The organism is Fictibacillus sp. BK138 (assembly GCF_004216955.1).
Taxonomy (GTDB): Bacteria; Bacillota; Bacilli; order Bacillales; family Fictibacillaceae; genus Fictibacillus.
Genome location: NZ_SGXL01000001.1, coordinates 1893250 through 1913409 on the forward strand (window position 1 = coordinate 1893250; position 20160 = coordinate 1913409).

Sequence of the window (20160 nt, forward strand, 5' to 3'; positions counted from 1 at the left end):
AGCAAACAAATGTCTGCCGGATATATTTTAGGCGAATTGGCTGGATTTGGTCTCAAACGATCCAGTGCGGAAATCAATTAGAAGTTGAATAATCTTTTTGTTTTGATGTATCTGGATGCTTTCCGATAATTTCACCCATACGCACAGATTTTCCGACTTCAAGTGATTGATCAAATGAAAAATCCTTATCTTCAAATAACAGGATGACTGTAGACCCAAACTCAAACAGACCTACTTCTTCTCCTTTTTCATACGTTACAGGCGCAACGTTTGTCTTCGTGATCTTCTTCCATTTACGGACTTTATCATCATATTTAACCTTTACACTTCCTACAATAAATGCCCCAACTTTCACGATTGCGAGCTTGCCGAAGTCTGTTTCTGCAAATGTAACAACACGTTCATTTTTTGTGAATAGTCCTTTTACATGATTAACACCGATATCATTTACTGGGAAAAGCCTTCCCGGAATGTACGTAGAACTATATACTTGCCCTTTCACTGGCATGTGGATTCGATGATAATCTTTCGGACTTAAATAAATGGTAATAAAATGACCGCTTTCGAAGTCTGCATTGCCTTCATCTGCAAGGAGTTTTTGGACAGGATATGATATCCCTTTCGCCTGTATGATCGTCCCCTTTTCTATACGTCCCATCTGTGTAACAAGTCCATCTACTGGTGAAACCGCTTCTGTTGCTTCACCACAAATCGGCCGAGCATCCTTTTTAAGTTTTCTGGTGAAGAACTCTGTCAGATGGGCATACTCATGAATGGGCTTCTCAATTTCAGATAGGTTAATTTTATAATGTTCAGCATAACGTTTTACATAGCGCTTACTTAGTTTCGAACGTCCGGCTCTGCCAACGATTGATGAAATTTTATTCTGCGGCAATAAGGTTAGTGCTAACCTTGCAACTCGATGTTTCATTTAATTTCCCCTTTATATATGTTAGATCCTGTCAAAGATAACTATTACTTATTATAACCATTTTAACATAGTTGGAAAGGCATTTTTATTGTTTATTAAATAGGTATATGTCACAATAGCACCAATAAATTTTGTTCAGATATAAGGAGTGTTCCCATTTGAAAATTCACATGAGCGAAGAAACAGCAGAGTATATCATTAAAGACCTTCAAGCGGTAGAAGGCAACAAAATTCGTTTTTTTGTCCGATTAGGAGGCTGCAGCACGGTTCAAGATGGATTTTCTCTTGGCATAAATAAAGATACACCGAAGCACCCGGCGGTTGAAATGAACATGCAGAACCATGAATTTTTTATTGAGGAAGAAGATGAATGGTTTTTTGATCAAAACGATCTAACTGTTTCAGTTGAAAACGATGAAATTAAATTCACCTATCATAACTAAAATTTATAAAAACTTTTTAAGCTCTTTCATGCGTCCTTCTTGCTTCATGATCATCCTTTGCTTATCCCCGATCAAATCAAAATGGGGATAGGCATCTCTTACATGAATCCATTCTGCTTTTAACCCATATTTACTTCCCCATGCTATTAGTTTCTGCAGATCCTTGCATCCAACCTTTGTTACACTCTTTTCGTTAGGAAAACGCGGATCAAGCCAATAATGAGTAAGAAAAGCGATCTGACCTGCTTCCACTTCTGACTTCCATTCATTAAGCTGAGATCTTTTTATTCCAAACGCCATTATGATTCACTGCTCGCTCTTATGTATGCGTCATGCCATTCAGGAAAGTATTTCTTGATCGAGATCGGACGAAAGTTTTCCTTCTTCACACAAACATGTGTAGAGATTCCCGTCACACACAACTCCTGATTTTCGTTATAAATCTCATAAGCGTACACAACTTTAATCCCTGTATATTCTTTTATTGCAGTTTTGATAATCGCCTGCTGTCCATAGGTTAACGGTTTTTTATAGGATGCTTGAATGTCAGTTACAGGTGAAAGAATACCTTGTGCTTCCATATCAGCATATTTAAATCCAAGAGATTCGATGAGTTTGGTTCTTCCGATTTCAAACCAGACTAAATAATTTGCATGGTATACCACACCCATTTGATCGGTTTCTGCATATCTTACATCAACGGTTGTTTCAATAAACTTCATTTGAATTCATTCCACCCTTGTTCTCTATTTCTTTCACTTTAGTAGAAATATCAAAAAAAGACCAGCAATATGCCGGTCTTTTAACTATTGAAGATCATTACCTTCTCTATAGGCTTTTTCTTCTTGAATTTCGTTCTGAAACTGTTCGATCGATTCTTGTCTATGCTGATTTTTTTCTTTAATCTGCTCTTTCTGGCTAGCAGTTAAATTCGTGTTATCCGCTGTTTCATTTGCTTCTTGAATGTTTTGTTGAGTATTCTCGACCATTTGTTCTAAGCGCTCAACGTTATTACTGCGATCGTCTCTGTTTGGTTTTTGCATGATGTATTCTCCTTTGTGTTTGAAGTTGAATTCACCATAGTGTTTGCAAAAAACCAAATAATTTATTCTCTAATTTTTTTGAAGCAATATTGGACTCATGTTTTCAATACTGCTTTTACAAAGTTCCGTAAGATACTTCCAATACTCAACTACACTTTCATCATCCGAATTTTTCATTGTGATTTCAAGCCAAGCCAGCTCTTCGGCAAGTCGTATAGAAGATCCAATCCAATACTTTTTATTTTTTACAGTAATCTGAAAAGGCTCTTCAAAACGAAACGGCAAATAAAATCCTTCCGTATTTGGATGAAGGATGATGTGCTGATAAACAGTTCCCTTTGTTAGCTTTGCATAAAATAAGAATACCCCATCATTTTTTGCAGCAGCTTTTTTTAGCTTTTCTAGCGTTTCAACATTTCCAAGATCCATCGTAGTAACTTCTTTATCCCAGTTTAATTCTTCACGAAATGGAACAAGATGCCCTAACCTTTGCATTTCTATTTCAAGCTGACGGTATAAATAATCCTGATCATCTTTATTATGTGATACAGGCAATGGTTTGACAGATGCCGTAATCAAACGTACCCCTCCTAATTCTTTCACTACATACATTTTTTCGACAAAATCTTTAATATATGGGAGTCCATGTGAAAATTAGGAGGAGGGAATATTTTCATTTAAATTTTATTTGCCTTTTGGAGGAACATAGTCAGCATGGTCATGTGACTTATTCGCCATCTTTTTTCCTTTGTTACTGTTGCTTTCTCTTGGCTGTGTGCCAATGTGGTTCGGAACAAAATCTTCTGGAAAGCGTTTTGGATTACTCAAAGGTCTTACCCCCTTTCGTCTTCTTTTTACTTTTCCTTTAAATAAATGGCTCTATGCATGAAGGACTACTCCTATTAATGGAGAATGATAAGCATCAATATATTTATTGTCGTGCGGTGTCGACTCATGGTTTTATACAATTTAACGTGGGATTAATGAAATTAACGTTGGATTTTTTTTTAATAGAGAGAATTTCATTTAGTACGAGCCTTTGTAGTTTTGGAAGAGACAGTTAATGACTTTGTATAGTTGAGATGAACATTTTTATGTTTCTCAAATTTTTTTTACAAATAAAGGGTTTAATTATTCGCAATTTGATTATTCTGACTTTAAATAGGCAATAGTGGTAATATCTTATTCCTAGAGGTGGCATTATGAGAAAGAACAGAAAGATGAGTTTTCGTGAACTTGTGAATGAAAACAAACGACAGCTATTAAAAGATGAATCTTATCTCGAACAGCTTGAAAAAAAGCTGGATGAAAAGCATACAAGAAATGGCTGAAAAAAAAATCCCTTGCCGGATCATGGCAAAGGATTTTTTTATGTTAATTTTGTGTTTGTGAAGAATGTGCAAGCTTATTACGAAGTACCATTGGAAGGATACCGCCATGACGGTAGTATTCAATCTCAACTTCACTATCAAAACGTGCAACAACTTCGAATGATTTTTCTGTTCCGTCTTCAAAAACAGCTGTAACTTTAACAAGATCTCGAGGCTTAACTGTCTCATCAACTTGAACAGTGAATGTCTCTTTACCTGTTAAGCCGAATGTTTCAGCGTTTTCTCCATCTTTGAATTGAAGAGGAAGAACGCCCATAAGCACTAGGTTACTGCGGTGGATACGCTCAAAGCTTTCAGCAAGAACCGTTTGAATACCTAGCAGGGTTGTACCTTTTGCAGCCCAGTCACGGGATGATCCCATACCGTAATCTTTTCCTGCGATAACCATCAGGCCAGTACCTTTTTCTTTATACTTCATCGCTGCGTCATAAATGCTCATGACTTCATTTGTAGGCCAGAAAGTTGTCCAGCCTCCTTCAGTTCCAGGAGCAACAGCATTTCGGATACGGATGTTTGCAAACGTACCGCGCATCATAACTTCATGGTTTCCTCGTCGAGAACCATATGAGTTAAAGTCACGAGGCTCTACCCCGTTTTTAATTAAATATCTTCCTGCCGGTGTATCTTTACCAATTGCTCCAGCTGGAGAAATATGGTCAGTAGTTACAGAATCACCGAACTTGGCAATCAGTTTTAGATCTTTAAGAGGCTGAATTTCTTTAAGTTCAGCTGAAAGCTCTTCAAAGAACGGTGGGTTTTGAATATATGTTGAAGAAGTATCGAAAGCGTATAACTGATCAGCAGATGTCTTCAGCTCGTTCCAGCGTTCGTTCTCATCGAATACTCGCTCATATTCTTTCTTGAACAATTCAGGTGTAACTGCTTTATTCATTGCTTCATTGATTTCTTCAGTTGTCGGCCAGATATCTTTGAAATAAACTTCGTTGCCATCTTTATCTGTTCCAAAAGAATCAGATTGAAGGTTGAAGTTAACTGTACCTGCAAGTGCGTAAGCAACAACTAATGGCGGTGAAGCCAAGTAGTTTGCTTTTACAAGCGGGTGGATACGTCCTTCGAAGTTTCTGTTTCCAGAAAGTACTGATGCAACTGTTAAATCATTTTTAGAAATTGCATTTTCTACTTCAAGTGCTAATGGACCAGAGTTACCGATACATGTCGTACAACCGTAACCTACAAGGTTAAATCCTAATTGATCCATATAGCTCATCAACCCAGCTTCTTCTAGGTAACGTGTTACAACTTTAGAACCTGGAGCTAAAGATGTTTTTACATAACCAGGTACTTTCAAGCCTTTTTCAACTGCTTTTTTAGCAACTAGTCCTGCTCCAAGCATTACATACGGGTTAGATGTGTTCGTACAGCTTGTAATCGCAGCAATCGCTACAGCACCAGTTTTCATTGTAGAAGTTTCATTACCTGGATGCTTAACTGTAACTTCCTTATTGATCTCATCAGCAGTTAATCCAAACCCAGCATTTCCTTGAGGAGCAACTAAAGCTTTATTAAAGCTGTCTTTCATTTGAGACAAAGGAATTAAATCTTGAGGACGTTTTGGTCCAGAAAGGTTTGGTTCGATCTGAGAAAGATCGATTTCAACAACATCAGTAAATTCAGGATCAGCATCACCGGCAGTGTAGAATAATCCGTTTTCTTTGCAGTATGCTTCAACTAGCTGAATTTGTTCTTCTGTTCTGCCAGTCAGTCTCATGTAATTAAGTGCTTCTTCATCAACAGGGAAGAATCCACAAGTAGCTCCATACTCAGGGGCCATGTTCGATACTGTTGCGCGGTCAGCAAGCGGCATTTCGGCAAGACCAGGTCCGAAGAATTCTACGAACTTTCCTACAACCTTCTTCTCACGCAGAACTTGCGTTACTTTTAATGCAAGGTCAGTTGCAGTTGTTCCGTTTGGAAGTGAACCTGTAAGTTTAACACCGATAACTTCAGGAACAGGGAAATATGAAGGCTGTCCTAACATTCCAGCTTCCGCTTCAATTCCACCTACACCCCATCCAAGTACACCTAAACCGTTGATCATTGTAGTATGTGAATCAGTTCCTACCAATGAATCAGGGAACGCAATCGTTTCGCCTTCTGATTCACTTGTCAGAACAACTGGCGCTAAGTACTCCAAGTTTACTTGGTGAACGATACCTGTTGCCGGAGGAACTGCACGGTAGTTATCAAATGCAGATTGAGCCCAGCTTAATAACTTATAACGCTCTTCATTACGAGCAAATTCAAGGTTCATGTTGTATGCCAATGAATCTTCAGTTCCAGCTTTATCAACTTGAACAGAGTGGTCAACAACAAGATCAACCGGAATATCAGGATTGATCTGTGATGGATCTCCACCCATATCTTTCATTGCTTTACGAAGTGAAGCCAAATCAACTACAGCCGGCACTCCTGTAAAGTCTTGAAGGATAACACGAGATGGCTTAAAAGGAACATCGATATCTTTGAGTTCACTTGTCCCCCATTTAGCAAGGTTTTCAACATGCTCTTTGTTAATTACTTTTCCATCATACTGTCTAAGTACAGATTCTAATAAAACTTTTACAGAGTAAGGCAACTTAGATACGTTACCAATTCCCGCTTCTTCTAACGCTCCTAAACGGTAGTAGCTATATTGCTTACCGTTGACATCAAAAGTAGAACGGGCATTAAATACATCATTCTTTTTCATGCTCCACTCTCTCCCTTCACTAACAATCATACACGATTATGAGAAAAATTGTCGAAAAAATGTGCTCAATTCCCTAGTAAATCACATAAAAACTTTTTTTCCCTTTATAATCATATGTAAAACCCTTTCATAAGTAAAATAGTTAATCGTTATCAATCGACATAAGTTTTACTTATGATCAGTTGAGCACCGTTTAATTTTAATAAACATATATTAAAGTACGCAATACAATTTGTTTTATTTTTTCCTTCTTCAACATGCCGCAATAAGATCGGAGGGAATAGGATGGATTGGTTAAAAAAATTAGCAGCTCTGCTTGTTTTAATCGGAGCTTTAAACTGGGGATTAATTGGTCTTTTTGGCTTCAACGTAGTTACTGAAATATTTGGAAGCGCTACCACAGTTACAAAAGTTATCTATAGTCTAGTTGGGCTTTCGGGCTTATGGATGCTTTTATCAAAATATAAATCATGAACAGATGAAGCACTCCTTATTTTGGAGTGCTTCTTCTTTTTTTATTTTGTACACACTAAGAAAACGGAGGTGAAACATTATGGGAAGAAATAAAGCAAATCATGTACGTCCTGGCATGAATGCAGCTAAAGCACAAGGCAAAGGTGCTGGATATGAAACAGAATTCGGAAACGAAGCTCTGACTCTGCCTAACGAAAAGCTAAGTGAAGCTGAACGCCAAAACAATAAAAAAACGAAAAAACGTCATTAAGGTTTCGGAAATTGATTCTGAAGCTGTTCTAATTCATGTAAATAATTTTTCAGCTGTGAATGTTGATGTTCTGATGCTGTTTCCAGTGCATTTTCAATCTGCTGACGCGCTTTCTCATTCTCTGTCATGAAGTGAGAATAATAAACGCCGTATTCACTGTTAAAAGCATTTAACTGTTTAGAAACTTCAATAGCATGATGGTATCCTTGTTCTGCTGCCTGGTATGCTTGCTGCTTATCTTTGTGATATGGCATAATAACCTTCCTTTTTTGGTTTGATATACCTTTAAGCTTCCATTTTAAATAATTATTATTCAAAAGGTGGGTAATTTTATGGGTGAACACAATACATTTAAAGATATTAGAAAAAATGCACCTAAAAGAGAAAATCCTGGACAGCCTGCACCAATGAGCGGGTCAAAAAAAGTAAAACAAAGAAACCATACGAGACAAAATCATGGTCAGGGAAGTTAAGTTTATATAAAAAAAGATGGGCTGGTCCGTTATGGATAGCCCATCTTGTTATTTCATATAAAAAATGCTGATCATCACATAAAAATTACACTTAATCACATAAAAAATCTTTTTGATCACATAAAAATAGGTGTCATCATATGTTTTTACATTATTATCCAAAATTATTTTTAAGCAACGACTGAATTTATTGCTTCAATTAATATTGCTTCTTCTTCCTCCGTTACTGTTCTTAGATCCAAAAGCACTTCTTCATCTTTAATTCGTACGATTATTGGCACTCGGTTTTCGCGTAGCAGGTTTGCTAAATGAGATGCGCCTTTATCATGTTTTAATACAAGACAATATGTTGGCAGTTTTACTTCAGGCATTGTGCCTCCACCTACTTTTGAAAAGTCTTCAATGAGATCTACCTGTAAATTGTCCCGATTTTCAATCTGGCTCATTAATTTAAGTGTTCTATTTTTAATCTCATCAGGGGTTTTTAAAATATCCCGTACTGTCGGAATAGATTCAAAATCTTCGTTAAGATATGCATTTAAGGTTTCATTCAATGCAGCGATTGTAAATTTATCGATACGAAGGACACGTGCGAGCTGATGTTTCTTTAAGATATCGATATATTTCTTTTTACCCGCTATGATCCCTGCCTGTGGCCCGCCTAACAGCTTATCACCACTAAACGAAACTAAATCAATTCCTTGATTGATTATAGAAGAAACTAAAGGTTCTTCACCGATTTCATGCGATTGGAAGGGATAAAGTGCCCCACTTCCCAGATCTTCATAGATGATAACCTCTGGTGTATCCTTTTTTAGTTCCATCAATTCAGCTGAAGAAACACTTTTTGTGAATCCGATAACTTTAAAGTTGCTCGTATGTACTTTCATCACCATGCCAGTATTTTCGTTTATCGCTTTTTCATAGTCAGCGTAATGGGTTTTGTTCGTAGTACCTACTTCTTTTAAAAGGGCACCACTCTCCTCCATGATCGATGACACACGAAAGGAACCGCCTATCTCAACAAGCTCGCCTCTAGAAACAATTACTTCCCTACTTTTCGCAAGAGCTTTTAATATAAGATAAACTGCAGCAGCATTATTGTTTACTACAAGGGCTGCTTCTGCACCCGTCGATCTCTTTATTAAATCTTCCGTCAGATCGTGTCTTGAACCTCTTTTCCCTTGTTCTAGGTTATACTCCAGGTTCGAATACATACAGGCTGTTTGTGTCATTCTTTTAACAGCCTTTTCACTGAGCCGTGATCTTCCCAGATTTGTATGGATTACGACACCGCTTGCATTTATAACTGTGTGAATCTGATTTTTGTGACTGCCTAACTTTTTTATGACCGTTTTTTTAATGAGTCCATAAATATCAGTGTTCAAGTCAATGGAATCCTTATCCGTTTGTATACGATTCCGCCAGAATGCTATCGCATCCTGAACAGCGCGCGTTATTTCCTTCTCATTAATACCGCTCACTTCAAAACTGATTTCTTTCGTAACTTCATGAACAGCAGGCAACTGCCTTAAAAGATCAGATTTATTCAAATGAAATTCCTCCTAAAAGGCTTAAATAAAAATCCTTTTTAGGAGGAATTTTCCATTTAAGCTTTCAATTTTTCAAGTTCTTGAATGATCCATTCGTGATCTGGAAATTCTCCCGTTTCCTTTTTCGAATAGATTTTACTGCCATTAACAGATACTTCGAAAACCCCACCCGAACTAGGGATAAGCTCAAGTGATGGAATCTGTGAACGAAAATGACTAAAAAGGTCTTCCGCGAGACTCGCGGCTTTTGGTGCAAAGTTTCACATCATGCAGAATTCGATACTAACTTTCATCATTCATCCTCCTTTTTTAAGACTATTTTAGTATATCCTTAGCCAATAAACAAAAAAATTGTTTATACTACCTATAGGAGGTGCGTAATACATATGACAAGCAAAGATAAAGTAAAGCTTACCCATCTGTCATCAAAAGGTGGCTGAGGATGCAAAATTGGTCCTGAAGACCTGGCGCAAGTTTTGCGTCATTTACCCGAAAGAGATTATGACCCTAATCTTTTAGTAGGTCTTGATACATCTGATGATGCCGGAGTCTATAAATTAACGGATGAACTTGCAATGATTCAGACGGTTGATTTCTTCACCCCGATCGTTGATGATCCGTATATGTTTGGTCAGATTGCTGCGGCAAATTCTTTAAGTGATGTTTACGCGATGGGCGGACGTCCCACTACCGTCATGAATATCGTTGGTTTTCCGATCGGAGTACTAGGTCACGATGTATTAGCAGAAATACTTAAAGGTGCTGCAGACAAAGTAAAGGAGTCTGGTGCTGTTCTTGTAGGCGGACATTCCATTGACGATGCTGAGCCGAAATTCGGCCTATCTGTAACGGGTCTCGTACACCCTTCTAAGGTTTTTAAAAACGTTGGTGCAAGACCTGGTGATGCACTCGTTCTGACAAAACCGGTTGGTGTAGGCATTCAGACAACTGCTATTAAAAAAGATAAACTTACATCAGAACAGCTCCAGCTTGTGACTGAAACGATGGCAGAACTAAATAAAACAGCTGCAGAATGTTTAGACGGTCTTTCTCCTCATGCTGTAACAGATGTTACTGGATTCGGTCTGCTCGGTCATGCCACAGAAATGGCTAAAGGCACTGGAGACATTTCCATACACATCAATTTTGAAGACGTACCTTTACTTCCTGGCACTGTAGAACTCGCTCAAGAAGGGGTCGTCCCTGGCGGATCAAAAGCAAACCATCGCTGGATTCAAGAAGACGTGACGTATGGTGATCACCTCGAGGTATGGCAGCAGCATATATTATGTGATGCGGTAACTTCCGGAGGACTATTAGTGAGCATGCCTGAAGATGAAGCAGAGGAATATATTAAACGTCTTCATGCAGAAGGCAGACAGTATGCTCGTATTGTTGGAAAAGTTACTGAACTAACTGACAAACCGATCATTGCTAATTAAAAAAACTCCGGATTTCCGGAGTTTTTTTTACTGGTTATATGTTTCAGCATAAACCTTTTCGTCAAAATTTTCTGGGGAGCCATCAAAAATGAGTTTTCCTTTTTTCAAAGCAATAATTCTTGTCGCAAATTTTTTTGCAAGACCAACATCATGAACATTGATAATCGATACTAAGTTTCGCTTGATATGAGTTTCTTTTAAAAGATGAAAAATTCTCTCAGCCGTACCAGGATCTAAACTAGCCACAGGTTCGTCTCCTAAAAATACTTTAGGATTTTGAATAAGCGCTCTTGCAATTGCTACCCTTTGCTTTTGTCCACCGCTCAGATTCTCAACTCTTCTTGTTGGCTCCACTGTTAATTCAACTTGATCTATTGCCTCTAAAGCAGACATTCTTTCATTTGAATCAAATAAACCGAGCAGATTTTCATAAGATTTTTTATAGCCAAACAGTCCTGTTAATATGTTTTGAACAACACTCATCCTAGGAATTAAGTTAAAATGCTGAAAAATCATTCCCGTTTTGCGGCGAACCTCTAAATTTTCTTTAGGAGTCATTTCAGCTAGCGATTTATCATTCCATTTTACTGTTCCTTCTGAGACCGGTTGAAGTCCATTGATGCATCGGATAAATGTAGATTTCCCTGCACCGCTCTTGCCTAATACACACACGAACTCCCCTTGATTAAAATGGATGCTCAAATCTTTCAAAGCTGGTTCAGCTGCACCAGGATATAAAACTGACACATTTTCGAATTTGATCATCTTACCACCTAAATAACCTTTTCCCGTATTTTCCCGCCAATGTAATCTACTAAAATTACCATGATCATGATCAACAAAACATCTACAGATACTAGCTGATATTGAAATGTCTTAAAGTGAATAAAAAGCTGCTGACCGATTCCGCCACCGCCAATCAGACCTAATATGAGGGAAGTCCTGATAGCTACTTCGAACCGGTAAAAAAATTGTGAAAGAACATTTGGCCAGATCTGAGGAAGAATGGCAAACAAATTGCCGATCCAGCGTTTAGCTCCTACAGCAGACATCGCTTCCATCGGACCTTTATCAGCTGCTTCAATCAGCTCTGAGATGAGCTTTCCTAGCACTCCGATGTTATGGAGTACAATTGCGATAACCGCTGGAAATGGGCCGAGTCCTAATGTGGTTAATAATATTAAACCAAATACAAATTCTGGAACTGATCGTAAAAAGCTGAGATAGAACCTAGTAGCTGCAAAAATCAAGCGATGACCGCTCGTATTTCGCGCTGCCTGAAAGCTCAATGGAAGTGCAATGATCAATCCGAACAAACTCCCCAAAAATGCGATGGATATCGTCAAAACACTTTCTGTAAATAAGTAAGGAAGACTATCTGTATTCATCGGAAACCATTTTGATAGAAAATCTCCCATATTTTCAAAGTCCCGAAACTTAGAAAGGTCGAACTCTGTCAATCTCATACTATAAACTGCGAGAACCGCAATGATGAGAAAGACAAAGAATTGTCTCTTTTTAAACCAAACCATTGTTCCCCTCTATTCTTTGATCATACCTTCTTTTATAGCCGCCTTGCGGATACTTTCGTAATCTTTGTTCTCCGCTTTTGTAAAACCGGTTGCTCCGAATGCATCAAGGATCTCTTTATCTTTAATATCCAAGAAAATATCTTGCAGCTGTTTCATTGTTTCTTTATCTGTATTTTTTGCCACGGCCCAAGGATATTGAAACAGTTTTTCAGACTTCCAGATTACTTTAAACTGTTTCCCATCAACTGTTCCTTCTTCTACAAGCTTGTCATAGATGGCACTATCAATCGCTCCGACATCAACTTGTTTATTTTGAACGGCAAGTGCAGTAGCGTCATGTGACCCAGTAAACCTCACATTTTTGAAATCATTTTCAGCTTCACTCTTATATACACCTTCATCTTTTAGCTTGATCCCCGGAATTAATGAACCAGAAGTTGAAGAAGGATCACCGAAAGCAAATTTTACGTTTTTCGCATCTTTTATCATATCTTCAATAGTCTCATATTTACTGTCTTTGTGAGTAATTAAGTAAGAATAATAAAATGGTTCGCCTTTTATAAGCTGTGTTACGATCGCTTTTGCTCCGCTTTCCTCTTGAGCAACTACGTATGTAAGAGGTCCGAAATATGCCATATCAATCTTTTCATAATTCATCGCTTCTACCACCCCATTGTAATCAGGATAAGAAGTGATCTTTACTTCACGATCCATTTTTTCGCTTAAAATGTTCTGTAGCTTATCAAGCGCTCCCTTCATTTCACCTTCTGTTTGAGCTGGAATAACACCTATTGTGAACACTCCATCTTTATTGCCTGCACCTTTATCTTTATTTTCTTCTTTTGTACCGCATGCAGATATTAACAGTGCTAGAATTACAAACAACATACCTAATTTTTTCATTTACGATTCTCCTTTATTGTCTCATACAAACAAACATATGAGTTTATTTCCTTACTCAAATTGTGGTTCTCAATTACAGTATGATACCCGTTTCGGATCACTTTTTGTGTAAAAGCATTATCTGATACGATTCGTTTTAAAGAATCAAACAATTCGTTTACGTCACGAAATATCATACCGTTTACCTTGTGCTTAATAATACTCGTATTACCTGTGTTATCTCTCGCAATTACAGGTTTATATTCAATCATTGCCTCCAGTAAAGAAGTTGGCTGTCCTTCGGAAATAGATGTATTTATTACAATATCAGCCCAATTATAAACTTCTTTCATCTTAGACAAATCTATTTCAGGCAGATAATGAACCCATTCATATTTTGCACAAGTTTTCCGAACTTCTTCGTATACCCCATCATCCAAGTTTGCCCCTAATATTAAAAACACAGTTTGTGGATATCCAGCTCTTAATTTTGCTAAAGCAGGAATGGCATAGAGCACATCTTTTATACTTCGCAACCCTGCAGGCAGTAAAATTCTTGGATTACCTTCAGGCAGCATTAGCTTCGTCTCATCCTTATTTTCAGGTAAATAAACACTTTGTGGTATCACATGTATGAACTCTTTTGAAAATCCATGATCCATGATGAGTGATTCCTTTGCCTTTTCCGTAAATACGGTAACAGCCTTTGCTTTTTGTAAAAGAGGAGCATACATTTTTTCATCCTCTTTTAACGATTGGTTAATATCTGTTCCGCCTGAAGTGACAACGTAAGGCTTATTTAATTCGATTTGATGTTTTTGTGACCAGCTTAAAAAACGGGCAAACTGCAATATATGAAAAACATCTGCCTTATCCATTTGCTCACGAATCTCTTGTGTAAGCTCTTCTTCTTCATACGCATACACATAAACAGAAACCTTCTCTTTTTGTAAGCCGTGCTGAATTCTTCTCGCTGTTGTTGAGTTCCCGCGATTTTGATGAAAATACGGGGTGAAAAACATTACTTGTAATGCACGATCCTTCAATCCTTACACCCATTTCCTTAAGTTAGCATCTCTCACAGTATACCCTTTTGAATCCATACATTCCAAAATAGGAATCAAAAACTTCCTTGAAATATTAAGAACATTTTTTGCTTCTTGAACAGTAAAACTTTGCTCTGTCTGACTTTTCAGCAAATCAACTGCCGAATCGAATGTGTTCTTTTCAATTAAAACATCGTCAAACAAAACAAGTGCTTTATCATGATTAACTAAAAAATACTTAAAATCTGAGTAGAGGTTTTCTGGTAGTTGATGTGCTTCATAAGTTGAAAGAAGATCATCAGGTTCAAGCTTCTTTTCTTCTAGGATATTTACAACTTGGGACATGCGTTTTTCCCATTTCTTCGGGAAGTGCGGCTTAAATGCCGGCAGATGGATAAATTGATCAGTAATTTTAATAGTAGATAACTGGATCAATCTATCAATATAACCGCTGCTTGCTTTTTGGAGAAGCTTACCTTTTAACGATTGTACAACCTCTGCCATGGGAATACCTTGCCGTAATGGATAATCATCGTGAAACACAGTTAATTTTTGGATCAGATCAGTTTCTGTTCGTTTAATTGTTTCTTCATCAATATAATAGCCACTAATAAAAGTAACAGACTTCAGCTCTACAAGTTCATGTAAGACCTTATCCAATACAGGCTCTTCCATATCTGTAAGTTTCACAAGTTCTCCTGGTGTCAATGATCCTTTTTTCTGAAGAGTTTGTAAAACTCTTTCATGAGGGGTTCCCTCGTATTTTTGCTGAAGCATTCGAATGGTACCTATTCCAAATTTATAAGCAGTTCCGTTTGGATCAATTACTTCTCCGCCCCCAATTGTTTCTTCAGGAGATGGCCGGCGAACAATGAAACGGTCGCCTCGTTTTGTTACGATTTGTTCTTCTAAGCGCACTTGACAAAAAACATGATCTGTCGAGTTTTCGAGTTCGTTTCTATCAAAGAATATGAGCTTACCCATTACTTCAGCTGTTCCTGTGTAAAATTTAATCTGTGTTCTCTGCTTTAACTTTCCTGCCCATTCTTTTCCTGTAGTTAATACAAGGTCCACTGTATCTGTTACTGAAAAAACACCTGGAGTCAGTAAAACATGACCTCTTTTCCAATCGAGCTTCGAGCCTCCGGAAAGATTGATAGCAGCCCTTTGACCTGCTTTTGCATTCAGTACGCTTTCTTTGTGAACCTGCAGTTTTCTTACTTTAACTTTTTCACCCCCTGGCTGAATTTCCAGCTCATCACCTTCATGAACTTCACCTTCGTACACTGTTCCTCGTACAACAGTCCCTTGTCCTTTTACCGTAAAAATATGATCGATTGGCAAGCGGAATGGTCCAGACGCAGATCTCGTTTCTGTATCGTTCAAATGATTAGCTATTGATTCTTTCAAATCGTTAATACCGCTCATAGAAAGACTATCAACGAAATGAACGGGAAACCATTGAAAGACGGAATCCTTAGTAAGCTCAGAGATCTCCTCTTCAATAAGGAGTTTCATTTCATCATCAATTAAATCAGACTTTGTAACAACGATCATTCCCTTTTGAATATCAAGGAATGAAAGAATCTCAAAATGTTCTCTCGTTTGGGGCATGACACCCTCATCAGCTGCTATGACCAACAAAACAAGATCGATTCCAGCAACCCCTGCTATCATCTGTCGAATTAATTTTTCATGACCTGGCACATCTACGATCGATGTATGAATGCTGTCAGTTAAAGGAAACGGGGCAAAACCTGGTTCTATAGTGATCTTACGTGCTTTCTCTTCTTTCAAAGTATCTGTATCAACACCGCTCAATGCTTTCGTAAGTGTTGTCTTTCCATGGTCGATATGTCCAGCCATACCGATTGTATAATAGTTTATCGTCATCGTTTAAACCACCTATATGTACATATTCTTTTACACTTTATGAAAACAGATGAAAAAACACAAGATTTATAACTTTGTTTACATTCATAGTATCATTTAGCATTGGTCAAACAAAATTATTTCCCGCACCCTTTATGCATGATTGTATAAATATTCATCGCTGGATACACACAGGTTATCCACAATCAAAGTTATTCACAGTTGTCCACAGATCAATCTGTTATAGTGCTGATTTCTAACTGTTATATAGGATAAACTGTTATAGTCAAAATCGGCGAACTGTATCAGTGCTGCGCGAGGTTTCATTAGCAAGCTCGTTTCCGTATAAATTGCTGTTTTTAATAGAGAATAATTTCTACTTATCCTGTTGGATGTCTCGCATCTCTGCTTTAATTTAGTTATATGAAAAAGTTCTTACAAACTAGCTGCAGCCACATTCTTTTATAGGACCCTTTAAATAAGATTCTAAATCTAAGAAAAATTAGTATAACTTCTCAATACCTCTTATCTAATTTCTCCTCTCTTAAAACCGGAACTCCCCTCCCCCACCTTCGATTTTTTAAAAATGTAAAAACAATGTACTTGGATTTTAAATTTCAATAGTCTATACTAGTCTTTGTGAATAAAAGAAATTATCTTTTATTCTAAGGCAGATCTTGGGGCCAGATGTGTAGCTGGTGCTTGCCTGGGTCTTCAAAACCTTTTGGGAGGCGCGTGCCGTCTCCGGTGGGTTCGATTCCCACATGGTCCCGCCAAATAAAATACATATGAGGTGGACGCATTGTCTGGATGGTTCATCACCTTTATTGTTCTATGGTCCGTTTTTTTATTTACGATGTTTGCCATTGGCGGTTATTTCATGTTCCGAAAGTTTTTAAAGCGCCTTCCGAAAAAAGATGGTAAATCCATCTTGGATTGGCAGGATCATTATATTAATGAAACGATCCACTTATGGAATGATGATCAAAAGAAACTATTAAATGAATTAGTAGCTCCAGTACCTGAACTTTTCCGTGATGTTGCAAAAGAAAAGATCGCAGGCAAGATCGGTGAGCTCGCATTAGCTGAAAATGCGGTTTCAATGACAGAGGATTTAATCATAAGAGGCTATATCATTGCTACGCCGAAACGTGATCATAAATGGCTGATAAAAACACTAAAGAAGAAAAACATTGATATTAAACCATATCAATCACTGCTCGCATAAAAACCCCTGAATCCAACTAAGATTCAGGGGTTTTTCTATAAAGCGATCTCGTTCTTCTTTTTCATAAACAAAAATAGCATCGCTAACCGCCACGGCAATATCATACCAAATGCTACTATAAAAAATAATGAGCTCGTTTCGAATATGGAAATAGAAGATCCGATATACCATTTTAACCCTAACCTAATAGCAAACAGTCCGATAATGATGAAGATAAAAGCTTTAGACCTAACGAGATATACATGATTTCCTTTGATTTCAAACTTACTTGTCATGATCAGAAAGATTGAAAACATTATTCCGACTAAAAAGGCCTCCCCTGCTTCGATCCAAGTGATGTGAAAAGCGGGGAATACAAATTGAAGAAAGCCTGTGCTCATAGCTATAGGTGGAATTATGATTTTTTTAGATGTTACAGGTTCTCTCGTTTCCCTCATTCTGAAATTAAAAATAATCACTGCCATGATGATGGCAAAACAAGTACTAGCTATAAAGAACACGGTTAGTTACCTTCCTCTTCCACTTTTTCAATTTTGTCTTCTGCAATGGAAAGAATAATCGTCATCGTTACTCCGATTACCGTCAGATAAACACCAAGATCAAACAGCATAGCAGTAGCAAGTTCTGTTTTCCCTAACAGAGGGAGATAAAAATAACCGAAGGAATGACTCAAAAACGGTACACCTAGTACAAAAGATCCGGCACCTGTTAAAATTGCCGTCAGCAATCCTGCAGCGATCATATAGGTAAAATTAATCGGTAAGATTCTATCTACCGGCTGAAGCCCATATGAGATATAAAGAAGCAAAAAAGCTCCAGCTCCCATCAATCCTCCTATAAAGCCTCCTCCAGGTGCATTATGACCTGAAAATAACATATTTACAGAGAAGGCTAGAATAACGAAAACAATGATATTTGTTGTTGTTTTTAAAATAAGATCATTTGAGCGTGATGACATGTTGCAATTCCCCTTCCTATGTTGCTCTTAGAAACCTTGGAAACCTCCAAAAACACGGTTGATTAAAAACGAAGTCAATTGGGTCATCCAGTTAAAATAGAGAAGGACTCCCATTATAACCATTAGACTTCCACCGATTTTCATAAATTGACGATTGAATTTTTTTATTGGTTTTAGTTTGTCCAAAAAGAAACTTAAAACAAAAAACGGAACAGCAAACCCTAAAACATATGCAATCATATACGTTAATGAAGCAGCTGGGTTGGATACACCGAGCGCTATAACTCCTGCAAGGATCGGACCCATACATGGTGTCCAGCCTGCAGCGAAACCGATACCTATCAAAACTGAACCTAAATAGCCAGTTGGTCTTGATTGGAACTTCATCTTTTTATCCTTCATTAAGAATTCAGGTGAGATGAAACCTATAACTACCAAGCCAAAAAAGACAATGATGATGGCCCCGATCTGCCTTAATAAAGATTGATACTCAACAAAAAATTCTCCGATTATCGTTGTAGACAGACCAAGAACGATAAATATGATGGAAAACCCTAATAAGAAAAAAGCTGTATGTAGCAGGGCTCTCTTTCTGAGCATCGCTTGTTCTTCTTTTAGTTCCTGAACTGATATTCCGGTGATATAGGATAAAAATGCCGGATATAAGGGCAAGCAGCATGGTGAAATAAAAGACAGCAGCCCGGCCCCGAAAGCAAGCCAAATGTTTAGATCGGTCATTCGCAGAAGCTCCTTTATACATTCTCTCTCTATCTTAAAGAAAATAGCCGTTTTGTTCAATCATTAAGAAAGACAGCCATCAACAGGCTGTCTTAAAGTATACTTATGGCTTTTGCAAATATTCTTCTAACGTTATTCCACGATCATGTATTTCCTTGGCATGTTCTTTTCCGACATATCTTAGATGCCATGGCTCATACTGATATCCCGTTATATCTTCTTTGCCTTTTAGATATCTAATTATGAATCCATATTTATAAGCATTTTCAGCAAGCCACTTTCCTTCTTTTGTTTCACCGAACTTTTCGACAAGTTCATAGTTTACTTGTGGTGAAGTTACATCCAGTGAAAGGCCGGTCTGGTGCTCACTTTGCCCCGGCTGTGCACTCGTTTGATTGGCTTTATGCTCGCCATACTGATCTGCATTGTATGCAAAGATCGCAACCTGTGTATCATAAGAGCGGTATCCTGACTGAGCCAATAGTTCTAGACCTTGTTCTTGGGCAGCTTTAAATAAAAGTTCTACTGACGATGCGGCTTCTTTTCTTAATTTCTTTTTAGGCAGATCTTCTTTAAAAGGAAAAGGAACATCAGGAACAACCAGATCAGCTGGCTCATAGTCTTCTGGAAGATTTCTTTCCTTGTTTGCAACGATAAGCATGTCATCTAGGTTTTGAACAATTGATTTCCCGTCACCCGAAACAGTTACGGTTTCACTAAGCCAAGGAAGATCTGTTTGTTGATCCTGTTCTTCATCTCCATCTGTCTCAGTTGGCTTTTCATCTTTTCGTTCGTCTTTCTGTTGTTCATTTTCGTTTTGTTTTTCCGGTTTTTCCGCTTTTTCCTCTTTCGAATTGTTAAATGCTGAGTTCCATTGTTGTTCAGCCCAATCTACTGGTTTACAAGCAGAGAGGACTAACACGCTTCCCATAAGCACCGATGTTAATACATATTTCTTCAAAACACTCTCATCCTTTAGTTCAGTTTGTATGTATGCTATCTTATCATAGGATAATTTGCAAATAAGTCAATGACCTAATAAATATATTCATATATTCGAAAAATTTCAGACAAAAAATAGGATGATTCAAAATAAAAATATTTGATTCACCCTTTTTTTATAAACATACTTGCTACCAAAATTCATTATTTCCAAAACAACAACGCTTACGTTAATATCAATTTTTTATTTGA

Annotated in this window: 26 protein-coding genes and 1 tRNA gene; 8 read left to right on the plus strand and 19 right to left on the minus strand. The window is 37.6% G+C overall.

All coding sequences use genetic code 11. From position 1 onward, the window contains the following. Positions 1 to 73: 73 nt before the first annotated feature. A complete protein-coding gene (gene asd, locus EV282_RS09330; RefSeq protein ID WP_130295578.1) occupies positions 74 to 931 on the minus strand; it encodes an archaetidylserine decarboxylase in 858 nt (285 codons plus the stop codon). A gap of 158 nt (positions 932 to 1089) precedes the next feature. Between asd and EV282_RS09335 the strand changes: the two genes are divergently transcribed. Continuing rightward, positions 1090 to 1374, plus strand: coding sequence for a HesB/YadR/YfhF family protein (locus EV282_RS09335; RefSeq protein WP_130295579.1), 285 nt, complete (start codon positions 1090 to 1092; stop codon positions 1372 to 1374). Positions 1375 to 1377: 3 nt separating this feature from the next. On the opposite strand, the gene EV282_RS09340 is transcribed toward EV282_RS09335, so the two are convergent. The 5 genes from EV282_RS09340 to EV282_RS09360 all read right to left on the minus strand — a co-directional run bounded on the left by EV282_RS09340 (position 1378) and on the right by EV282_RS09360 (position 3245). Beyond that, positions 1378 to 1674: a hypothetical protein gene (locus EV282_RS09340; protein ID WP_130295580.1), complete on the minus strand. Its 297-nt coding sequence runs from the start codon at positions 1672 to 1674 to the stop codon at positions 1378 to 1380. Beyond that, a complete protein-coding gene (locus tag EV282_RS09345; RefSeq protein WP_130295581.1) occupies positions 1674 to 2096 on the minus strand; it encodes an acyl-CoA thioesterase in 423 nt (140 codons plus the stop codon). The genes EV282_RS09340 and EV282_RS09345 overlap by 1 nt, the downstream gene beginning before the upstream one ends. Before the next feature lie 84 nt (positions 2097 to 2180). Next, positions 2181 to 2417, minus strand: a complete 237-nt coding sequence (gene tlp / locus EV282_RS09350) for a small acid-soluble spore protein Tlp (RefSeq protein ID WP_130295582.1) — start codon at positions 2415 to 2417, stop codon at positions 2181 to 2183. Positions 2418 to 2486: 69 nt separating this feature from the next. Continuing rightward, a complete protein-coding gene (locus EV282_RS09355) occupies positions 2487 to 2996 on the minus strand; it encodes a hypothetical protein (protein WP_130295583.1) in 510 nt (169 codons plus the stop codon). 105 nt (positions 2997 to 3101) lie between these two features. After that, positions 3102 to 3245 (minus strand): acid-soluble spore protein N, encoded by a 144-nt coding sequence (locus EV282_RS09360; protein ID WP_130295584.1) that lies wholly within the window; start codon positions 3243 to 3245, stop codon positions 3102 to 3104. A gap of 374 nt (positions 3246 to 3619) precedes the next feature. Here EV282_RS09360 and EV282_RS09365 point away from each other — a divergent pair, with 374 nt between their 5' ends. Next, complete coding sequence (locus EV282_RS09365; protein WP_077364491.1) at positions 3620 to 3748, plus strand: FbpB family small basic protein; 129 nt, start codon at positions 3620 to 3622, stop codon at positions 3746 to 3748. Positions 3749 to 3791: 43 nt separating this feature from the next. Here EV282_RS09365 and acnA read toward each other — a convergent pair whose 3' ends face one another. Continuing rightward, the gene (acnA, locus tag EV282_RS09370; protein ID WP_130295585.1) at positions 3792 to 6518 is read right to left on the minus strand and encodes an aconitate hydratase AcnA; all 2727 of its coding nucleotides are present in this window, start codon (positions 6516 to 6518) and stop codon (positions 3792 to 3794) included. A gap of 285 nt (positions 6519 to 6803) precedes the next feature. Between acnA and EV282_RS09375 the strand changes: the two genes are divergently transcribed. Both EV282_RS09375 and sspO read left to right on the plus strand, forming a co-directional pair. After that, positions 6804 to 6992: a DUF378 domain-containing protein gene (locus EV282_RS09375; protein WP_130295586.1), complete on the plus strand. Its 189-nt coding sequence runs from the start codon at positions 6804 to 6806 to the stop codon at positions 6990 to 6992. 79 nt (positions 6993 to 7071) lie between these two features. Next, entirely contained in the window at positions 7072 to 7242 is a 171-nt protein-coding gene (gene sspO / locus EV282_RS09380) for a small acid-soluble spore protein O (RefSeq protein ID WP_077364495.1), read from the plus strand. Here sspO and EV282_RS09385 read toward each other — a convergent pair. Next, positions 7239 to 7496 (minus strand): hypothetical protein, encoded by a 258-nt coding sequence (locus EV282_RS09385; RefSeq protein ID WP_130295587.1) that lies wholly within the window; start codon positions 7494 to 7496, stop codon positions 7239 to 7241. The two genes, sspO and EV282_RS09385, sit on opposite strands and share 4 nt — an antisense overlap. A gap of 78 nt (positions 7497 to 7574) precedes the next feature. Between EV282_RS09385 and EV282_RS09390 the strand changes: the two genes are divergently transcribed. Continuing rightward, complete coding sequence (locus EV282_RS09390) at positions 7575 to 7715, plus strand: small acid-soluble spore protein P (protein WP_130295588.1); 141 nt, start codon at positions 7575 to 7577, stop codon at positions 7713 to 7715. A 170-nt stretch (positions 7716 to 7885) separates the two neighbouring features. On the opposite strand, the gene selA is transcribed toward EV282_RS09390, so the two are convergent. Continuing rightward, the gene (gene selA, locus EV282_RS09395; RefSeq protein ID WP_130295589.1) at positions 7886 to 9268 is read right to left on the minus strand and encodes an L-seryl-tRNA(Sec) selenium transferase; all 1383 of its coding nucleotides are present in this window, start codon (positions 9266 to 9268) and stop codon (positions 7886 to 7888) included. A gap of 56 nt (positions 9269 to 9324) precedes the next feature. Next, entirely contained in the window at positions 9325 to 9561 is a 237-nt protein-coding gene (locus tag EV282_RS20570; protein ID WP_413466110.1) for an Rdx family protein, read from the minus strand. Between the two features lie 93 nt (positions 9562 to 9654). Between EV282_RS20570 and selD the strand changes: the two genes are divergently transcribed. Next, on the plus strand, positions 9655 to 10710 hold the full coding sequence (selD, locus tag EV282_RS09405; protein WP_130295591.1) for a selenide, water dikinase SelD: 1056 nt from the start codon (positions 9655 to 9657) through the stop codon (positions 10708 to 10710). A 27-nt stretch (positions 10711 to 10737) separates the two neighbouring features. Here selD and phnC read toward each other — a convergent pair whose 3' ends face one another. Genes phnC through selB form a run of 5 tightly spaced genes read right to left on the minus strand, consistent with a single transcriptional unit; the run spans position 10738 to position 16063 of the window. Beyond that, entirely contained in the window at positions 10738 to 11475 is a 738-nt protein-coding gene (gene phnC, locus EV282_RS09410) for a phosphonate ABC transporter ATP-binding protein (RefSeq protein ID WP_130295592.1), read from the minus strand. An 8-nt stretch (positions 11476 to 11483) separates the two neighbouring features. Then, entirely contained in the window at positions 11484 to 12242 is a 759-nt protein-coding gene (phnE, locus tag EV282_RS09415; RefSeq protein WP_130295593.1) for a phosphonate ABC transporter, permease protein PhnE, read from the minus strand. A gap of 9 nt (positions 12243 to 12251) precedes the next feature. Then, positions 12252 to 13145, minus strand: a complete 894-nt coding sequence (gene phnD, locus EV282_RS09420; protein WP_130295594.1) for a phosphate/phosphite/phosphonate ABC transporter substrate-binding protein — start codon at positions 13143 to 13145, stop codon at positions 12252 to 12254. Next, complete coding sequence (locus tag EV282_RS09425; RefSeq protein WP_130295595.1) at positions 13142 to 14170, minus strand: glycosyltransferase family 4 protein; 1029 nt, start codon at positions 14168 to 14170, stop codon at positions 13142 to 13144. Before EV282_RS09425 ends, phnD begins: the two co-directional genes overlap by 4 nt. Before the next feature lie 3 nt (positions 14171 to 14173). Further along, the gene (selB, locus tag EV282_RS09430) at positions 14174 to 16063 is read right to left on the minus strand and encodes a selenocysteine-specific translation elongation factor (RefSeq protein ID WP_130295596.1); all 1890 of its coding nucleotides are present in this window, start codon (positions 16061 to 16063) and stop codon (positions 14174 to 14176) included. Positions 16064 to 16721: 658 nt separating this feature from the next. On the opposite strand from selB, the gene EV282_RS20205 reads away from it, so the two are divergent. Both EV282_RS20205 and EV282_RS09435 read left to right on the plus strand, forming a co-directional pair. After that, positions 16722 to 16818 (plus strand) — tRNA-Sec (locus EV282_RS20205). 26 nt (positions 16819 to 16844) lie between these two features. Further along, positions 16845 to 17270, plus strand: coding sequence for a DUF2621 domain-containing protein (locus tag EV282_RS09435; RefSeq protein ID WP_130295597.1), 426 nt, complete (start codon positions 16845 to 16847; stop codon positions 17268 to 17270). A gap of 35 nt (positions 17271 to 17305) precedes the next feature. Here the strand turns inward: EV282_RS09435 and EV282_RS09440 are convergent, their stop codons facing one another. The 4 genes from EV282_RS09440 to EV282_RS09455 all read right to left on the minus strand — a co-directional run bounded on the left by EV282_RS09440 (position 17306) and on the right by EV282_RS09455 (position 19927). Next, the gene (locus EV282_RS09440) at positions 17306 to 17770 is read right to left on the minus strand and encodes a CcdC family protein (protein WP_130295598.1); all 465 of its coding nucleotides are present in this window, start codon (positions 17768 to 17770) and stop codon (positions 17306 to 17308) included. Positions 17771 to 17772: 2 nt separating this feature from the next. Then, on the minus strand, positions 17773 to 18228 hold the full coding sequence (locus EV282_RS09445) for a Na(+)/H(+) antiporter subunit B (RefSeq protein WP_130295599.1): 456 nt from the start codon (positions 18226 to 18228) through the stop codon (positions 17773 to 17775). A 27-nt stretch (positions 18229 to 18255) separates the two neighbouring features. Beyond that, complete coding sequence (locus EV282_RS09450) at positions 18256 to 18966, minus strand: cytochrome c biogenesis CcdA family protein (protein WP_130295600.1); 711 nt, start codon at positions 18964 to 18966, stop codon at positions 18256 to 18258. A 103-nt stretch (positions 18967 to 19069) separates the two neighbouring features. Further along, entirely contained in the window at positions 19070 to 19927 is an 858-nt protein-coding gene (locus EV282_RS09455; protein ID WP_242611847.1) for a M15 family metallopeptidase, read from the minus strand. Positions 19928 to 20160 lie beyond the last annotated feature (233 nt).